The following is a 16,999-nucleotide window of genomic DNA, read 5'->3' as shown; positions in this document are numbered from 1 at the left end:
CCGCGCGCATGACCTGCCGACTTCACGCCCCTCACCACTCCAGGACCCAGGGCTTCCCGGACCCGGCGAAGTGACCGACGTTGACGCATTCGGTGGCGCCCACCCGCATGCGCCGGGCGAGGGGCTGGTGGACGTGTCCGAAGAGGGAGTAGCGGGGCCGGGTGCGGCGGATGGCGTCGAGCAGCGCGCGGCTCCCGCGCTCGAAGCGGCGCGCGACGGTGTCGTACACCAGCTCCGGCACCTCCGGCGGGATGTGCGTGCACAGGACGTCGACGGCGCCGAGTGCCTCGATCTTCGCGGCGTACTCCTCGTCGGAGATCTCGAAGGGCGTGTTCATGGGCGTGCGCAGGCCCCCGCCGACGAACCCGAAGGTACGGCCGCCGATCTCGGCGACCTCGCCGTCGAGGACGGTGGTGCCGGGAGCGGCGTACTCCTTCCAGAGCGCGGGCATGTCGACGTTGCCGTAGGTGGCGTACGTCGGGGTCGGGAACGCGGCGAAGAGGTCGGCGTACTGCCTGCGCACGGCGTCCTCGATGACGGTGGCGCGGTCGCCGTCGACGGTGGACCAGAGCTGCCGGCCGAGGTCACGCGCCTCGTCGAAGCGGCGGGCGGTGCGCAGGGCGACGAGCCGGGCGGCGTTCTGGGCGCCGAAGAGGTCGGGGAAGATGCCGCGCGAGTGGTCGGCGTAGTCGAGGAAGAGGATCAGGTCGCCCAGACAGACGAGCGCGTCGGCGCCCTCCCCGGCGTGCGCGAGGTCGTGCGCGTTGCCGTGGACGTCACTCACCACGTGGATGCGTGTGGATGCCATGACGATCAAGGGTAGGCGGGGACGCGGCGGGTGAACAGTGACGTCCGCGACCGCCGTTACTGGCCGGTCAGTAAGTCTGTGGACTACCGTACGCAGAGCAGTACCGAAGATGTGTGACGCAGCGAACATCTCAGCCGGACCCCCTGTCGAAGTCGCCATACCGACCGGTAACGTCCGGGCAGTCCACCGAGCCTTGGACCGTTCCGTCGCATCGCACGACGTCGTGGCGCCGGCGCCCTATGAGGAGCAGCAGTCTTGCGCGAGTTCAGCCTTCCGGCTTTGTACGAGGTCCCTGCGGACGGGAATCTGACCGACATCGTCCGCAGAAACGCCGCGCAGCACCCGGATGTGGCCGTGATCGCCCGCAAGGCGGGCACCGCGTGGCAGGACGTGACGGCCACGGAGTTCCTCGCCGAGGTGCACGCCGCGGCGAAGGGCCTGATCGCGGCCGGGGTCCGGCCGGGCGACCGGGTGGCCCTGATGTCGCGCACCCGGTACGAGTGGACGCTGCTGGACTTCGCGATCTGGAGCGCAGGCGCGGTCACGGTCCCGGTGTACGAGACCAGCTCGCCGGAGCAGATCGGCTGGATCCTCTCCGACTCGGGCGCGACGGCCTGCGTCGTCGAGCTGGAGTCGCACGCGGCGGCCGTCGAGTCGGTGCGCGCGTCGCTGCCGGAGCTGAAGCACGTCTGGCAGATCGAGGCGGGCGGCGTCGAGGAGCTGGGCCGGCTCGGCCGGGACGTGACGGACGAGACGCTCGACGAGCGCAGCGCGCAGGCGAAGGCCGACGACCCGGCGACGATCGTCTACACCTCGGGGACCACCGGCAGACCCAAGGGCTGTGTGCTCACGCACCGCAGCTTCTTCGCGGAGTGCGGGAACGTCGTCGAGCGGCTGCGCCCCCTGTTCCGCACCGGCGAGTGCAGCGTCCTGCTGTTCCTGCCGCTGGCGCACGTCTTCGGGCGGCTCGTGCAGATCGCGCCGATGATGGCGCCGATCAAGCTGGGCAACCTCCCGGACATCAAGAACCTCACGGACGAGCTGGCCTCGTTCAAGCCGACGCTGATCCTGGGCGTGCCGCGCGTCTTCGAGAAGGTCTACAACTCGGCGCGCGCGAAGGCGCAGGCCGACGGCAAGGGCGCGATCTTCGACAAGGCCGCCGACACGGCGATCGCCTACAGCAAGGCCCTGGACCTGCCGTCGGGTCCGTCGCTCGGGCTGAAGATCAAGCACAAGGTGTTCGACAAGCTCGTCTACAACAAGCTGCGCGCGGTCCTGGGCGGCCGGGGCGAGTACGCGATCTCCGGCGGCGCCCCGCTCGGCGAGCGGCTCGGCCACTTCTTCCGGGGCATCGGCTTCACGGTCCTGGAGGGCTACGGCCTCACCGAGTCCTGCGCGGCGACGGCGTTCAACCCGTGGGACCGGCAGAAGATCGGTACGGTCGGCCAGCCGCTGCCCGGCTCGGTCGTCAGGATCGCGGACGACGGCGAGGTGCTGCTGCACGGCGAGCACCTCTTCAAGGAGTACTGGAACAACCCGGCGGCGACCGCCGAGGCGCTGGCCGACAACTGGTTCCACACCGGGGACATCGGCACCCTCGACGAGGACGGCTACCTCTCCATCACCGGCCGCAAGAAGGAGATCATCGTCACGGCGGGCGGCAAGAACGTCGCCCCGGCGGTGATCGAGGACCGCATCCGGGCGCACGCGCTGGTCGCCGAGTGCATGGTCGTCGGGGACGGCCGGCCGTTCGTGGCGGCGCTCGTCACCATCGACGACGAGTTCCTGGGCCGCTGGGCCAGTGAGCACGGCAAGCCGGCGGGCGCCACCGCGGCGTCGCTGCGTGACGACCCGGATCTGCTCGCGGCGATCCAGACGGCGGTCGACGACGGCAACGCCGCGGTGTCGAAAGCGGAATCGGTGCGGAAGTTCCGCATTCTCTCCTCCCAGTTCACGGAGGACTCGGGTCACCTCACGCCCTCGCTGAAGCTCAAGCGGAACGTGGTGGCGAAGGACTACGCGGCCGAGATCGAGGCCCTGTACGCGAAGTAGCCTTTCCCTTCAGGGCAGTTCATGGCGCGGTGTCCTCCACGAGGACCCGCGCCATCGTCCGTTCGGCGAGCGCGGTGATCGTGACGAACGGGTTCACGCCGATGTTGCCGGGCACGAGCGAGCCGTCGGTGACGTACAGGCGTGAATACCCCTTCACGCGGCCGTAGTCGTCGGTCGCCTTCCCCAGCACGCAGCCGCCCAGAGGGTGGTAGCAGAAGTCGTCCGCGAAGACCTTGCTGGGCGTGCCAAACAGGTCGTAGCGGTAGATCGTCGCGTTCGCCGCGTTGATCCGGTCGAACAGCTTCTTCGCCATCGCCACCGACACCGCGCTCTGGGCGGCGCTCCAACTCAGGCCCAGCGCGCCGTTGTCGTACGTCAGCCTCGCGCGTTCCGGGTTCTTCGTGATCGCCAGGTAGAGGCTCACCCAGTTCTCGAGTCCCGTGGGCAGCGGGGCCATTTCGGCGAACACCGGGTTGTCGGTGTTGGCCCAGTCGTCGATGCCCATGACCGGCATCGTGGACTGGTTGGCGCCGGTCGTGTCCCACAGGTGGTTGGCGCGGCCCAGCATGACGTTGCCGTTGGTGCCCCAGCCGGCGCCCACGCTCGCGTCCAGGGCGGGGAGGGTGCCCGACTGGCGTGCCTTGACGAGGAGTTCGGTGGTGCCGAGGCTGCCGCCGCCGAGGAAGAGGTAGGCGCAGCCGTACTGTCTCGTCTCGACGACCGTGCCCGTGTCGTCGATGCGGGCCGTGCTGAGGAGCCAACTCCCGTCGCTCGCGCGGCTGATGGCGGTGACCTTCTCCATCGTGTGGATGGTGACGTTGCCCGTGCCGAGCGCGGAGGCGAGGTACGTCTTGTCGAGGCTGCGCTTGCCGTGGTTGTTGCCGTAGATGACCTCCTGGCCCAGCGCCGACTTCGTCGCCGTGCCCGCGGCCTCCTTCCGCATGTACGTGAAGTCGTACACGCTGGGTACGAAGGTCGTTCTGAGGCCCGTGTTCGTCGCCGCCTTCCTCGATGTGCGGCTGAACCTGTACCACTCCGTCGACTCGAACCAGGTCGGGTCGATCGTGTTGACGCCGAGCATCCGGCGGGCCCTCGGGAAGTACGTGCCGTACATCTCCGTCGCGTCGACCGTGGGGAACTGCTCGGTGAAGTACGCCCGGTCGGGGGTGACCGCCATGGAGCCGTTCACGAGGGAGCCGCCGCCGACGCCTCTGCCGACGTACACCGACATGTCCGCGAACTTCACGCGGTCCAGGACTCCGGGGTAGGAGGTGATGTCCCTGTTCACGACATCCAGCCACAGGAAGCTCGCGAGGGGGGCCTCAGTGCGGGTCCTGAACCACATCGAGCGCTTGTCCGGATTCGCCGTGTTGCAGAAGACCTTGCCGTCCGCTCCGGCCGTGTTCCAGGCGCGGCCCATTTCGAGGACGAGGGTACGGATGCCGGCCTGCGCGAGCCGCAGCGCGGCGACCGCTCCGCCGTAGCCCGAACCGACCACGATCGCCGGGGAGTTGTCGATGGCCTCGGGTTCTTCGGCGTGCGCGGACTGGAGGGAGATGCGGGTGAGGCCGAGAGTGGCGGCCGTCTGGAGGGCGGCCATGCCGAGGATCTGGCGTCTACTGAGCTGACGTTGCGTCAGATGTGCTGTCATATGCGGAGCATGGGGGGAATGGCGGGTTCCTGCTAGAGAAGCGTCCTCAACTTTTCCGCCAAGAGGTCCCAACGCCACTTCTCCTCGACCCACTTGCGCCCCCGCTCCCCCATCCGCCGCCTCAACTCCCCGTCACCCAGCAGCGTGACGATCCGCTCGGCCGTCTCCTCGACCGACTCGCCGCGTACGACCCAGCCGGTCTCACCGTCCAGGACCGCGTCCGGCGCGCCCCCCGAGTCCCCCGCCACCACGGGCAGTCCCGTCGCCGACGCCTCCAGGTACACGATCCCCAGGCCCTCGACGTCGAGGCCGCCCCGCCGCGTCCGGCACGGCATCGCGAAGACGTCCCCGGCGCCGTAGTGGGCGGGCAGTTCCTCCCACGGGACGGAACCCGTGAAGCGCACCGAGTCCTCGACTCCCGTCTCCCGGGCCAGCTTTCGCAGCTCGCCCGCGTAGGGGCCGCCCCCCACGATCAGCAGCACCGCCTCCGGCTCGGCCTTCAGGATGCCCGGCATCGCCCTGATCAGCGTGTCCTGGCCCTTGCGCGGCACGAGCCGCGACACGCACACCACGACCGGACGGTCCGTCAGCCCGAGCCGTGCCCGGACCTCCGTCCCCCCCGACCCCGGATGGAACGTCTTCTCGTCCACCCCCGGCGGCAGTTGGACCATCCGCGCCGCCGCCTCCGCCGACAGCGCCCCGGCGATCCGCGACCGCGTGTACTCGCCCAGATAGGTGACCGTGTCCGTCGCGTCCCCGATCCGCCGCAACAGCCCCCGGGCGACCGGCAGTTGGGCCCACCCCGCCTCGTGCCCGTGGGTCGTGGCGACGAGCCTGCGCGCGCCCGCCCTCCGCAGCGCCGGCGCCATCAGGCCCAGCGGAGCCGCCGCGCCGAACCACACGGACGTGCACCCGTGCTCGCGCAGCAACGACACCGCCCGCCGCGTCGCCCCCGGCGTCGGCAGCAGCATCGTCGTACGGTCCCGGACGACCGTGAAGGGCTGCTCGGCGTCGAAGGCGGCGGTCGCCTCGACGCCCTCGCGGCCACGCTTCCACGTGGACGCGTAGACGACGAGGTCGGCGGGGTCGAGACGCAGCGCCATGTTGTGGAGGAACGCCTGGATGCCACCGGGCCGGGGCGGGAAGTCGTTGGTCACGATGAGGGTCTTGTGCATCGCGGCCGACTGTAACGGACCGGCTCCCCGGCCCCGCTTCGTGGCTCTCCCACAGTCCCGCGGTGCAGGATGTGCCCCACATGCCGATCTTGGACGAATTCTGGACGAACAGGGGCAAAGGTGAAGACGACGCCGTTGACCGGACCGCTGGTCACCTGGGGTGTCACCCGGCTGTTCCTGCTCCTGTCCGTGTACGGGATCCTCCCCTTCCCGGGCCCCGACGTGACGACGGACGTCTCGGTGATCTACCGGGCCTGGTACGAGATCCTGCGCACCGGCACGTTCCCCCCGCACGACGTCACCTGGCAGTACCCGCCCGCCGCCGCGCTCCCGATCCTCGCCCCCGCCCTGCTCCCGTTCCTCGACTACGCGTCCGCGTTCTTCCTCCTGGCCTTCGCCGCCGACCTGGCCGTCCTGACGCTGCTCCTGAACGCCGCGCACCGCCCCGGCCGCACCCGGAGAGGCGTGTGGGTGTGGGTCGCCGGCGTCCCCCTCCTCGGCCCGACGGTCTACTCGCGGTACGACATCCTGGTGACCGCCGTGGCGGTGGCCGCCCTCGTCGCGGGCGCCCGGCGCCCCCGCGTGATGGGCGCGCTGATCGGCTTCGGCGCCCTCCTGAAGGTGTGGCCGGCCCTGCTGCTGGCCGGGGTCGCCCGGCGCGGGACATGGCTCGCGGCAGCCCTCACCACCGCCCTCCTCCTCGCCGCGAGCGCCTTCGTCCCCGGCGCCTTCTCCTTCGTCACCTCCCAGCGCGACCGGGGCACGGAGGTCGAGTCGCTGGGCGCGCTGGTCTTCCACGTGGCCCGGCACTTCGGCTGGCACGGCGAGGTCCGCTTCGTCTACGGCTCCCTGGAGTTCACCGGCCCCGGCGTCGAAGCGGTGAGCACGGCCGCCCTGTTCCTGACGTCCGTGGCCTTCGGCTGGCTCCTGCTGTGGCGGCTCATGGCCCGCCGCTACTCGGTCCACACCCCGGCGGACGCGGCCTTCACCGCCGTCCTCCTCTTCACGCTGTCCAGCCGGGTGATCAGCCCGCAGTACCTGGTCTGGCTGATCGGTACGGCGGCCGTCTGCCTCTGCTTCCGGGGCAGCCGCATGGGCCTCCCGGCGACACTGACGCTGGTCGCGGCGGGCGTCACGGTGGCCGAGTTCCCGGTCCGTTTCGACGACGTCGTCGAGAGCACCCCCCTCGGCATCGCCCTCCTCCTCATCCGCAACGGCCTCCTCATCACCGCCGCCCTCACCGCCTGCGCCCGCCTGTGGCGCTCGACCTCACCCCGCCCAAAGCCACTCCCGCTCCCGGCCCAGCCGACCCGAGCGAAAGTCCCCTCCTGAACAACAGACCCCCCTGCACGGCCATCGCCCCGGCCAGCGCGGCACAGACGCCGGCCAGCCCGAACCCCGACAGCCCGTACACCAAGGGCAGTTGAACGGCCGTCCCAACGACAGTCACCCCCACGGTCCCGCCCCCGCCCGCCTCGAACACCCCGCCCAGCGCGATGACCCCGGCCATCAGCACGAGGTACGGCCCGACGCAGCGCAGGAACAGAACACCGTCCGCCGCGACCTCCTCCCCCGCCCCGAACGCGGCCATGATCCAGGGCGCCCCGACCGCGAACACCCCAGCGGCCACGACCCCCACCGCTCCGGCGACCTTCACCGCCGCCCGCCCGGTCGCCCTCGCCTCACCGGTGTACGCCGTGTGGATCGCGGCGGCCTGCCGTACCGCGTAGAACGCCATCGTCGCGACGTACAGCACCTTGTACGCGATCCCGTACGCGGCCACCGCCGTCACCCCGATCCGCGCGACGACGGCGACGAGGACGAGGCCGCCGGTCTGCCGGACGGTGAAGTCGAGGGCCATGGGGAGCCCTACGGCGAGAACGCGCCGGGGTGCGGCACCCGCCCCCGAGGGGGCCTTGCGGCGCAGGACGACCAGCCCCGCCCCGAGCGCCACACACCGGCACAGCACGGTTGACGCGCCGGCGGCTGGAGTTCCTGGAGGTGCCGACGAGCTTCTTCTACGAGGGTGAGGTGGGGGTGCGGGCCGAGGACACCGGGGATCTGTTCCGTTCGGGGATGCTGAGGGTGGCGCGGGCTACGAGGGAGGCGGAGAGGGGGTGGCTGCGGGAGGCGCTGGGGGAGTTGGGAGGGGCGTGAGCTTCAGCGGCGTACGGAGGGGCGTACCAAGCGGCGTGCGCAAGGGGCGTGCGACTCAGCTCGCCAGTTGTTCCTTCACGTACGTCCGCCAGTCCTGCGTGAACTCCTCCAGCGTCACCCCCAGGACGCTCCCCAGGGCCCCTTCCACCGCCCCGGCCCGCTTTCCGTGGGCCCCGACGGCCTTGTAGAACGCGTCGAGCCTCTCCTCACCCCACCGCCCGGCGATCATCCGGCACGCCAGCCAGCCGCCCTCGTACGCCTGGGCCAGACGGGTGGCGTCGCCGCCGAAGCCGAAGTCGGAGTCGGCGGGCAGCGCGGCGGGAACGTGGCCTTCGTCGACGGCGCTCTGGAGCTCGGGGGCGGCCTGGTCCGGCGTACGGTCGGTCCCCCGGTACCCGACCCAGTCCGCGTACCCCTCGGACAGCCACAGGGGGGTCGCCGCGTTGGTGTGGGCGCGGGTCGCGACGTGGGTGGTCTCGTGCGTGAGCACGACCTGCCGGCCGACCTCGCCGAGCATCCCGTACGCCTCCGGGTTGACGACGATCCGGTCGGCGGGCGCACGCCCCCCGGTCTCGCCGGTGGTGACGGCCGCGATCCCCCGGTACGAGTCGACGGACGACCCCAGCAGCCCGGCCATGCCCTCCAGCGAGGCCGGCACCACGACGACGACCTTCCGCGCCCAGCCGGTCCCCCAGGCGTCGGACACGGCGGGCACGGCCCGGTCGGCGAGATCGGCGAAGCTCCGCAGCCGGTCGCCGGACTCCCCCACCCCCAGCACCAGACTGTGCGTCCCCCGCACGACACTCACCCGCCCCTGGTCCCACAGCTGCTCCCCGGCCCCGTCCCCCGGTCCCTCCGACACCACCGACCACACACCCCCCGCGTCCCGCCCCAGCCGCACCACCCGCTCGGCGACGACAGGCACGGAGTCGTACCCCTGGACCCGATAACTGAGCTGCACATCGGCGGTGGCCCGATCCCCGGCGGCGTCGACGGACCCCAGCCGGTACGACCACTGCGCGAACGGAACGTCGTACGTGTTCCCCTCCCGCCCCAGCACCACGGAGGCCCGCCGATCAAGAGCGGCCTGCACCTCGGCCCGAGTGGAACTCCCCCCACCGCCGCCGCTGCATCCCACCGCAAGCAGACACAGGGCTATCGCCCCCGACCACAGCACCCGCCTCGCACCAGCCATCGGAACGATCGTACGGGCGACGGCAAGAAGGCGAATCCGCAGGGCCTACGGCCTGGTGACCGAGGACACCGGCATCATCCCCACCGGGTCGTACCGGACCGGCGCGCCCGGATACGGCGCGTGGATCACCTGGCCGTTCCCGACGTACATGCCCACATGGCTCGCGTCGGACCGATAGGTCACGATGTCCCCCGGCTGGGCCTGCGACAGCGGCACCCGCCGCCCGGCATGGGCCTGTGCCTGGGAGGTCCGCGGCAGCGAGACGCCCGCCTGGCCGTAGGACCACTGCATGAGCCCGGAGCAGTCGAACCCGGAGGGCCCGCTGGCCCCCCACACGTAGGGCCGCCCCAGCGCGGAGCGCGCCGCCGCCACCGCCGCCGCGGCACGGGCCGAGGACGCCTGGCCGCCGCCGAGGAAGGGCATGTCCTCGCGGCCGGACCGGGAGACACGGTCGTAGTCGGCGCGTTCGGACGGCGAGAGGGCGTTCAGCAGCTCCCGGGCCCGCGCGAGCTTCCGTTCGACCGTCCGTTTGTGGGACGCGACGGCCCTGCGGCTCTTCTCCAGCTCCCCGAGCTTCCCGGCCGCCTCGGCCCGCTCCTGGGCCAGCTCCCGCATGGCGAACTGGAGTTCACGCAGCTGCCCGGCCTGGTGGACGGTGAGCCGGTCGAGGGTGGCGGCCTTGTCGAGGTACTCGTCGGGATCGTCGGAGAAGAGGAGCGCGATGGAGGGATCGAGCCCACCGGCCCGGTACTGCGCCCCGGCGAGCGCGCCGAGCCGCTCCCGCATGGAGTTGATCCGCTCCTGCTGCCTGGCGATGGCGTCCTGCGCGCCGCTGACCTCGTGACGCAGCCGGTCGGCCCGCTCGTCGGCCTTGTTGTACGCCTCGGTGGCCTGCTCGGCCTCGGTGTACAGCCGGTCGACCTCGGCCCGGGTGTCGCCGGAGGGCGCGGCGTGGGCGGCGGGGACCACCCCCAGGGCAGCCGCCGCGGCGGACAGCGCGCACAGCGCCGCACCCGCCCCCCTGTTGAACCCGGACGCCGGTGCAACGCTGCGATGGGACCCCACGGGAAGCCGCACTCCTTCCGCTGACGGACGAGGAAACGCGGCAGACAGTAGCCCCGGGGGAAGGGGGTGCTCAAAGACCCGGACCGGACACGGACGGTGACGTCCCGGCCCAGACGCAGGTCATGGCCGGGACGGACGGTCAGCGAGGAGGCCGGGAATCCACTCGTTCGGGGGGCTGTGCGTCGGGGTGTGTCGCACGGCTCGCGGCGTCAGATGCGGACGCCGAACATGAACGGCCCGCCGATGGTGCTCATCGACTCGTACCGTACGACGGTCCCGGTGCGCGGCGCGTGGATGACGGTGTCGTTGCCCGCGTACAGCGCGACGTGGTGGAGGTCGTTGAAGAAGATCACGAGGTCGCCGACGCGCAGGTCGTTGACGTTGTAGATCCGGGTCCCGGCGTTGGCCTGGGACTCGGAGGTGCGCGGGATGGTGACGCCGGCCTGCGCGTAGGCCCAGGAGGTGAGCCCGGAGCAGTCGAACGTGGCCATACCGGCCGTGCCGAAGCTGTACGGCTTGCCGAGCTGGGACTGCGCGGCGGCGAACGCGGCGGCGGCGCGGCCGGACCCGGCGGGGACGTTCCCGAGGTCGACGCGCTCACCGGCGTCCCGGCTGGCGCGGGTCTCCTGCTCGTTCAGCGCGGCCTTCTCGGCGGCGGTGAGGGAGTTGAGGAGCTTCTGCGCGTCGGAGAGCTTGCCCTGCACCTCGCGCTTCTTCTTGGCGAGCTGGGCGCGGGTCGAGGAGAGGTCGGCGAGCTTCTCGGAGGCTTCGGCGCGCTGCTGGGCGAGCTGGCGCTGCTTCTCCTGGATCTTCTTCAGCGCCTCGACCTGCTGGGCGCTGAGCTGGTCCTGGGTGGAGGCGCGGTCCAGGAAGCTGTCCGGGTCGGAGGAGAGGAAGAGCTGGACGGAGGCGTCGATGTTCCCCGTGCGGTACTGGGCGGCAGCCGCCAGGCCTATGGAGTCGCGCAGCTTGTTCAGCTCGTCCTGGCCACGGGCGACGTTGTCCTGGATGGTGGAGATCTCCTTCTGGAGCTTCCCCGCCTTCTCCTCGGCGCCGTTCATGGCCTCGGTGGCCTGCTCGGCCTCCTCGTAGAGCTTGTCGACCTTCGACTTGACCTCGTCCTTCGTCGGCTTCTCGCTCGGTGCCGCGTTCGCGGAGTTGGCGCTGAGGGCGACGGCCGCGGCAGCCGCGGTGGTCAGCAGCGTCACGCGGGTGCGGGACGGCGGCTTGGGTCGACGGTGGGACGCCACGGAGACGGGCTCCTTCTCTCGCGCGGAGGTTCGAACCGTGACCCTAGTGACACAAGTGTGATCAGTTCAAATCCCGTGGCGTAAAAAAGCGGTCGCGCAACGCATAATTTGCCTTCAACCAACAAGCAGTGACGCCGACTTGACCCTGCGTACAGGCAGCGGGCTCAGGACAGCCGCTTCAGCAGCATCGCCGAAGCCACCGGCCGCGCCCCGGCCTTGGCGACGCCGTCGGCCACCTCCCGGTCGGTGGAGGCGACGATGACGGGTCTGCCGGGCGGCTCGGCGCGCACCAGCTGGCGGATGAGTTCGTCGGCGGTGACGCCGGGTTTCGAGAACAGGACGCGGACGCCCCGGGGCGGTGCGAGCAGGACGGGCGCGGCGAGTTCGGCGCCGTCGAAGACGCAGGTCACCTCGGCGCCGGTCTGCGCGGCGAGCGCGGAGAGCTGGCCGAGCAGGCGCAGCCGCTGCTTCTCCAGCGGCATCTGGGGGTAGCCGGTCTTGGTGACGTTGTAGCCGTCGACCACCAGGTGCGCCTGGGGCAGCGCGAGCAGCTGATCGAGAATGGCCGGATCGTGCTCCGACAGGGCGCGCGCGGCGATGTCCTTCGGCGTCATCCGGCCGGGTTCGACGGCGTCGACGGTCTCGGCGGGCCGTACGGAGACGGGGGGCAGGGCGAGTTCGCGGCGCAGGCCCTGGGTGGCTTCGAGGACGGTGTCCAGCAGGAGCCGTACGCGCATGTCCTCGACGCTGCGGCCCTCGCGGGCGGCGCGGCGGCTGGCCTCCAGGGCGGCCTCGACCTCGCCGAGCCGCGCCTTGAGGCGCCGCGTCTCGCTCTCGGCGGCGGAGACCTGGGTGCCCGCCTCGGCGCGTACGGCCTCGATCTCGCCCTGGAGCTTGCGCTGGGCGGCCTCGCCGCGCTTGACGTCGCTGAGGGCGGAGCGCAGCTTGCGGTGCGCGGCCTCCGCCTCCCGCCGGGCGGCGTCGAGTTCCTGGCGCAGGCGCTCGGTCTCGGTCTTGACCTGGCCCTGGGCGTGCGCCAACTCCGCGCGCAGGCGCTCCAGTTCGGCGCGGCTCTCCTCGTCGGCGCGTTCGGCGTCGGCGCGCTGGGCCTCCTCGCCGGCGGCGGTGACGAGCTTGACCCAGCCGGTGGGGCGCAGCACGTAGGCCGCCGCCGCCACGTCCAGCGGGTCGGCGGCCGGGGGCGGCGAACCGGAGTCGAGGGCGCCGGTGAGTTCCGGCTGGGCCTCTCTGAGCTTCTCCCCGATGCGCTGGCGGAACAGCGCGTCGGTCTCCAGCGCTGAGGCCATCGCGTTGCCGGCGAACTTGGTCCGGCGGTTCGGCGCGAACCGGGCGTACTGCCGCAGCTGTGCGGGCAGTTCGCCGAGGGTCAGGCCGCCGAAGCCGTCCGACACGATCTGCACGACCCTGCGGCGCACCCCGTCGGGCAGGGGGCGGTCGAGCACCTCGGCGGCGCCGTCGCCCGGCTCGCCCGTGGTCTCCGCCATCCGTCACACCCCACTTGCCGTGCGGGGCCGCTCCCTCTCAGGAGTCGGCGCCCGGCCTGTCCACGAGTTCCACCGAATCGACTGCGTTGCACCAGCGGCAGCGCACCGACTCGATGGTCTCACTGACCACCTCGCGCTCCTCGACCTTCGGCTCTCCGGCCAGGTCGAGGTGGACGTACTCGACGACCTTCGAGGAACGGGTCACGTCGAACCGGGTGAGGTTTCCGCAGAGGGTGCAGCGCCACCGGGTGGTGGCGGTCGGCAGGGTAACCGGCATCGGAACCGTCCGCTCCTTTTCTGGGCCGTGCGCCGGGGGCGTGCCCCGGTGCGTGTGGCCGTAACCCTACGGCCTGGCGGGGACCCGCCGCCCGCCTGTCCGCGACGGCGAGGCGATATGGGCCGTTGTATCCGGTTGCGTCATGCTCTGTAGCCATGATCGACAGGTGGCGACCCGCCGCACCGGTGACGTACGGGCTGATCGCGCTGTGCTGCGCCGTCTTCGTCCTCGGGCCCGCGTCGGGGCTGAATCCCTCGTACGGCTCCGGCGAGGCGCTCGTCGCGGCGCAGCGGGCGTACTACCACCGCTGGGGGGTCGTGCCCGCCGACCTCTTCGAGGGGTCGGCGCGGGCCGCGCTCACCCCGCTGACCGCCCTGTTCGTGCACGGCGGCTGGGTCCATCTGCTCGGCAACATGCTCTTCCTCTACGTCTTCGGGGCGATGACCGAGGAACGCATGGGGCGCGTGGAGTTCACCCTCTTCTACACCGGCTGCGGCTGCCTCGCCCTCCTGGGGTACGCGGCTGCCCACGCCGGCTCCGCACAGTCCCTCGTGGGGGCGTCCGGAGCGATCTCGGCCGTCCTCGGGGCCTTCCTCTACCTCTTCCCCCGGGCGCGCGTCACCAGTCTCCTGCCGTTCCTCTTCTTCCTCCCCCTGCGCTTCCCCGCCTGGCTGGTCCTCCCCTTCTGGGCGGCCCTCCAGTGGCTCGCCGCGAACCACGCCTCCGACGGCCCCGGCGTCGCCTACCTCGCCCACGTCGTCGGCTTCACGCTGGGGTTCCTGTACGCGTGGGCGCGATTCACCCGTACGACTACAGTTGGGGCCGCCTCTGTACCCGCCCCCGAGGGAGAGAACCAGCCGTGATCACCGCGATCGTCCTGATCAAGACCAGCGTGGACCGGATTCCGGAGATCGCCGAGGAGATCGCCTCCCTGGAGAGCGTCAGCGAGGTGTTCTCGGTGACCGGGACGTACGACCTCGTCGCGATGGTCCGGGTGCGGGAGCACGAGGACCTGGCCGACGTCATCCCCGGCCGGATCAGCAAGATCCCCGGCGTGGAGGCGACGGACACGCACGTCGCGTTCCGCACGTACTCCCAGCACGACCTGGAGGCCGCGTTCGCGATCGGCCTCGACTCGTAATCAGGCGTTGGCCGGCACGCAGCGGCCGTTCTCCGTGCGGTACGTCAACTTCGCGCCCAGCGTCACCAGTTCGCGTACCGCCTTGACGAAGCGGTCCACGTGCTCGTCGGGCGTGCCCGCGCCGAAGCTCACCCGGATCGCGTTCAGGGACGTCGCCTCGCCGCACTCCCCCGCCCGCGTCGCCGTCGCGCCCAGCAGGTGGTTGACGAGGGGGTGCGCGCAGAACAGGCCGTCGCGCACGCCGATGCCGTACTCCGCGGAGAGGGCGGCGGCGAAGTGGGAGCTGTTCCAGCCGTCGACCACGAAGGAGAGGACGCCCACGCGGGGGGCGTCGTCGCCGAAGAGGGACAGGACGCGGACCTGGGGGACGTCCGCGAGGCCCGCGCGGACCTTGGCGATCAGGTGGCGCTCACGGGCGACGAGGTTGCCGAAGCCCTCCTCCGTCAGCGCCTTGCACGCGGACGCGATGGCGTAGGCGCCGATCACGTTCGGTGAGCCGGCCTCGTGGCGGGCCGCGTTCTCGTGCCACTCCACCTCGACCGAGCCGTCCGCCGCGCGGCTCACCCTGCGGCTGGCGCCGCCGCCCGCGAGGTACGGCTCCGCCGCGCGCAGCCAGTCCGTACGGCCCGCGAGGACGCCCGCGCCGAACGGGGCGTACAGCTTGTGGCCGGAGAACGCGACCCAGTCGACGTCCAGGTCCTTCACCGACACCGGGTGGTGCGGGGCGAGCTGCGCCGCGTCCAGGACGATCCGCGCGCCGTGCGCGTGCGCCGTCGCCGTCAGCTCACGGACCGGCCACAGCTCGCCGGTGACGTTCGAGGCGCCGGTCACGCAGACGAGGGCGGGCGCCGAGGTGTCCCGCGCGGCGAGGGCCCGGCCGAGCGTCGCCACCGCGTCCTCGGGGGTGCGGGGGGCGTCCAGGTACTTCACGTCCCGGTGCTGCCAGGGGAGCAGCGACGCGTGGTGCTCCGTCTCGAAGACGTACACCTGGCAGTTCGCGGGGACCGCGCGGGCCAGCAGGTTCAGGGAGTCCGTCGTCGAGCGCGTGAAGACCAGCTCGTCGTCCTCGCGGCAGTCCAGGAACTCCGCGACCGTCCTGCGCGCGGCCTCGAAGAGGTCCGTGGAGAGCTGGGAGAGGTAGCCGGCGCCCCGGTGGACACTGCCGTAGTACGGGGCGTACGCGGCGACGTCGTCCCACACACGCTGAAGCGCCGGGGCGCTGGCCGCGTAGTCGAGGGCCGCGTACGTGACCTCGCCGCCGGTGACCAGGGGGACGGTGACGTCTCGGCCCAGGACGTCCAGGGGGGCGCAGACGGGCTGAACGGGGGCAAGGGTGACGGACACTGCACAACTCCTCGACGACCAGGACCCCCGGCGTCAGGAGGGTCCGCGCTTGCCGAGGACCTCGCTGCCCACGGCCTGGTCTTCACCCGGGGCACCCCGCCACGGACGGAGGGTTGCCGGACAGTCGGCCGGGGCCTCATGACTGTCACTCATGACCTGGTTCAGAAAGTAGATGAAGTGATCGCGGAGGCGCAAGTTCTGTCCGGATCGCGGAACACCTACTCGTTCGTCGCCATCACCCAGCGGTCCAGCGTCCTCTTCGCCGACCCCGAGTCGATCGACTCCGCCGCCTTCGCCATGCCGTCCCGGAGCTGGCCGGCGAGGGTGCCCGTGCCCGGGTTGAGGGCCACCAGAGCCGCCGCCGAGTTGAGAAGGACCGCGTCCCGGACGGGGCCCTGCTCGCCGTTCAGCAGGTTGCGGGCCACCTCGGCGTTGTACGAGGGGTCGCCGCCCCGCAGGGCCTCGATGGGGACCAGGTCGATGCCCACGTCCCGGGGGTCGAAGGTTTCCTCCGTGACCTTGCCGTCGCGGACCACCCAGACCCGGGACGTCGCCGTGGTCGTCAGTTCGTCCAGGCCGTCGTCCCCCCGGAAGACCAGGGAGGAGTTGCCCCGGTCCGCCAGGACGCCCGCGATCATGGGGGCCATGCGGGGGTCGGCCACGCCCACCGCCTGGGACTTCACGCGCGCCGGGTTCGTGAGGGGGCCGAGCGCGTTGAAGACCGTGCGGATGCCCAACTGCCCGCGCGCGGCGGCGACATGACGCAGCGCCGGGTGGAACTTGACGGCGAAGCAGAACGTGATGCCCGCCAGCTCGGCGACCTCCGCGACCCGCTTGGGCGTCAGCTCCAGGTTGACGCCGAGCTTCTCCAGGACGTCCGAGGCGCCCGACGACGAGGACGCCGCCCTGTTGCCGTGCTTGACGACCTTCGCGCCCGTGCCGGCGACGACCAGCGCCGACATCGTCGAGATGTTGACCGTCTTCGCGCCGTCCCCGCCGGTCCCGACGATGTCGACCGTACGGCCGGACACCTCGATCGTGTTGGCGTGCTCGTACATCGCCCGCACGACCCCGGTGATCTCCTCGACCGTCTCCCCCTTGGCCCGCAACGCCACCACGAACCCGGCGATCTGCGCGTCCGTGGCCTCGCCGCGCATGATGCGGTCCATGGCCCAGGCGGTCGCGTCGGCGCTCTGATCGTGCCCGGAGAGCAGCGCGTTGAGGACGGAGGGCCAGGAACGGCCCGCCGCGGTGTCGCCTCCAGCGGGGGTCACAGCGCTCATGAAGCCGCTCCTGAGAGTCGTAGGGAAAGTCTCTGCACACCCTATCCAGCCACGGGCAGCGCGAAGGCCCCGTCCGGGGTTCGGACGGGGCCTTCT

General features: G+C 71.6%; 15 protein-coding genes, 1 pseudogene and 1 riboswitch. Of the genes and pseudogenes, 5 read left to right on the top strand and 11 right to left on the bottom strand.

The genetic code is table 11. The annotated features are described in order from the left end of the window. Nucleotides 1-31: 31 nt before the first annotated feature. Nucleotides 32-787 (bottom strand): metallophosphoesterase family protein, encoded by a 756-nt coding sequence (locus PV682_RS07090; RefSeq protein WP_319725605.1) that lies wholly within the window; start codon nt 785-787, stop codon nt 32-34. A gap of 276 nt (nt 788-1,063) precedes the next feature. Between PV682_RS07090 and PV682_RS07085 the strand changes: the two genes are divergently transcribed. After that, the gene (locus PV682_RS07085) at nt 1,064-2,860 is read left to right on the top strand and encodes an AMP-dependent synthetase/ligase (protein ID WP_319725157.1); all 1,797 of its coding nucleotides are present in this window, start codon (nt 1,064-1,066) and stop codon (nt 2,858-2,860) included. Nucleotides 2,861-2,879: 19 nt separating this feature from the next. On the opposite strand, the gene PV682_RS07080 is transcribed toward PV682_RS07085, so the two are convergent. After that, nucleotides 2,880-4,511 carry a GMC oxidoreductase gene (locus PV682_RS07080; RefSeq protein ID WP_456154969.1) on the bottom strand — a complete coding sequence of 544 codons (1,632 nt, stop codon included), beginning with the start codon at nt 4,509-4,511 and terminating at the stop codon, nt 2,880-2,882. 32 nt (nt 4,512-4,543) lie between these two features. Next, nucleotides 4,544-5,686, bottom strand: a complete 1,143-nt coding sequence (locus PV682_RS07075) for a glycosyltransferase family 4 protein (protein ID WP_319725156.1) — start codon at nt 5,684-5,686, stop codon at nt 4,544-4,546. A gap of 120 nt (nt 5,687-5,806) precedes the next feature. On the opposite strand from PV682_RS07075, the gene PV682_RS07070 reads away from it, so the two are divergent. Continuing rightward, a complete protein-coding gene (locus PV682_RS07070) occupies nt 5,807-7,018 on the top strand; it encodes a glycosyltransferase 87 family protein (RefSeq protein ID WP_319725154.1) in 1,212 nt (403 codons plus the stop codon). Here PV682_RS07070 and PV682_RS07065 read toward each other — a convergent pair. Continuing rightward, nucleotides 6,924-7,682, bottom strand: a pseudogene (locus PV682_RS07065) (MATE family efflux transporter); the annotation flags it as partial. The gene PV682_RS07070 and the pseudogene PV682_RS07065 sit on opposite strands and share 95 nt — an antisense overlap. Here PV682_RS07065 and PV682_RS07060 point away from each other — a divergent pair. Next, nucleotides 7,658-7,843: a hypothetical protein gene (locus PV682_RS07060; protein ID WP_319725152.1), complete on the top strand. Its 186-nt coding sequence runs from the start codon at nt 7,658-7,660 to the stop codon at nt 7,841-7,843. The pseudogene PV682_RS07065 and the gene PV682_RS07060 overlap by 25 nt on opposite strands. A gap of 55 nt (nt 7,844-7,898) precedes the next feature. Here the strand turns inward: PV682_RS07060 and PV682_RS07055 are convergent, their stop codons facing one another. From PV682_RS07055 to PV682_RS07035, 5 genes are all read right to left on the bottom strand, one after another. After that, nucleotides 7,899-9,038, bottom strand: a complete 1,140-nt coding sequence (locus PV682_RS07055) for a hypothetical protein (RefSeq protein WP_319725150.1) — start codon at nt 9,036-9,038, stop codon at nt 7,899-7,901. Nucleotides 9,039-9,083: 45 nt separating this feature from the next. Continuing rightward, nucleotides 9,084-10,103 carry a C40 family peptidase gene (locus tag PV682_RS07050; RefSeq protein WP_319725148.1) on the bottom strand — a complete coding sequence of 340 codons (1,020 nt, stop codon included), beginning with the start codon at nt 10,101-10,103 and terminating at the stop codon, nt 9,084-9,086. A 209-nt stretch (nt 10,104-10,312) separates the two neighbouring features. After that, nucleotides 10,313-11,353 (bottom strand): C40 family peptidase, encoded by a 1,041-nt coding sequence (locus PV682_RS07045; protein ID WP_319725146.1) that lies wholly within the window; start codon nt 11,351-11,353, stop codon nt 10,313-10,315. A gap of 164 nt (nt 11,354-11,517) precedes the next feature. Beyond that, nucleotides 11,518-12,858, bottom strand: a complete 1,341-nt coding sequence (locus tag PV682_RS07040; RefSeq protein WP_319725144.1) for an NYN domain-containing protein — start codon at nt 12,856-12,858, stop codon at nt 11,518-11,520. 37 nt (nt 12,859-12,895) lie between these two features. Continuing rightward, nucleotides 12,896-13,135, bottom strand: coding sequence for a hypothetical protein (locus PV682_RS07035; RefSeq protein ID WP_055722345.1), 240 nt, complete (start codon nt 13,133-13,135; stop codon nt 12,896-12,898). 155 nt (nt 13,136-13,290) lie between these two features. On the opposite strand from PV682_RS07035, the gene PV682_RS07030 reads away from it, so the two are divergent. Together PV682_RS07030 and PV682_RS07025 are read left to right on the top strand one after the other, a co-directional pair. Beyond that, the gene (locus tag PV682_RS07030) at nt 13,291-13,998 is read left to right on the top strand and encodes a rhomboid family intramembrane serine protease (protein ID WP_319725141.1); all 708 of its coding nucleotides are present in this window, start codon (nt 13,291-13,293) and stop codon (nt 13,996-13,998) included. Then, on the top strand, nt 13,995-14,276 hold the full coding sequence (locus tag PV682_RS07025) for an Lrp/AsnC family transcriptional regulator (RefSeq protein ID WP_055722347.1): 282 nt from the start codon (nt 13,995-13,997) through the stop codon (nt 14,274-14,276). The genes PV682_RS07030 and PV682_RS07025 overlap by 4 nt, the downstream gene beginning before the upstream one ends. Here the strand turns inward: PV682_RS07025 and PV682_RS07020 are convergent, their stop codons facing one another. Next, nucleotides 14,277-15,620, bottom strand: a complete 1,344-nt coding sequence (locus PV682_RS07020) for an aminotransferase class V-fold PLP-dependent enzyme (protein WP_319725138.1) — start codon at nt 15,618-15,620, stop codon at nt 14,277-14,279. Between the two features lie 40 nt (nt 15,621-15,660). Further along, nucleotides 15,661-15,777, bottom strand: a riboswitch (SAM riboswitch). Between the two features lie 61 nt (nt 15,778-15,838). Beyond that, on the bottom strand, nt 15,839-16,903 hold the full coding sequence (gene trpD, locus PV682_RS07015; protein ID WP_319725136.1) for an anthranilate phosphoribosyltransferase: 1,065 nt from the start codon (nt 16,901-16,903) through the stop codon (nt 15,839-15,841). Nucleotides 16,904-16,999: the final 96 nt, after the last annotated feature.

It is taken from the genome of Streptomyces niveiscabiei, from assembly GCF_033794345.1.
In the GTDB taxonomy this organism is placed as follows: domain Bacteria; phylum Actinomycetota; class Actinomycetes; order Streptomycetales; family Streptomycetaceae; genus Streptomyces; species Streptomyces niveiscabiei.
The sequence above is the reverse complement of the archived record's forward strand: the minus strand, read 5'-3'. Positions and strand labels throughout refer to the sequence as shown.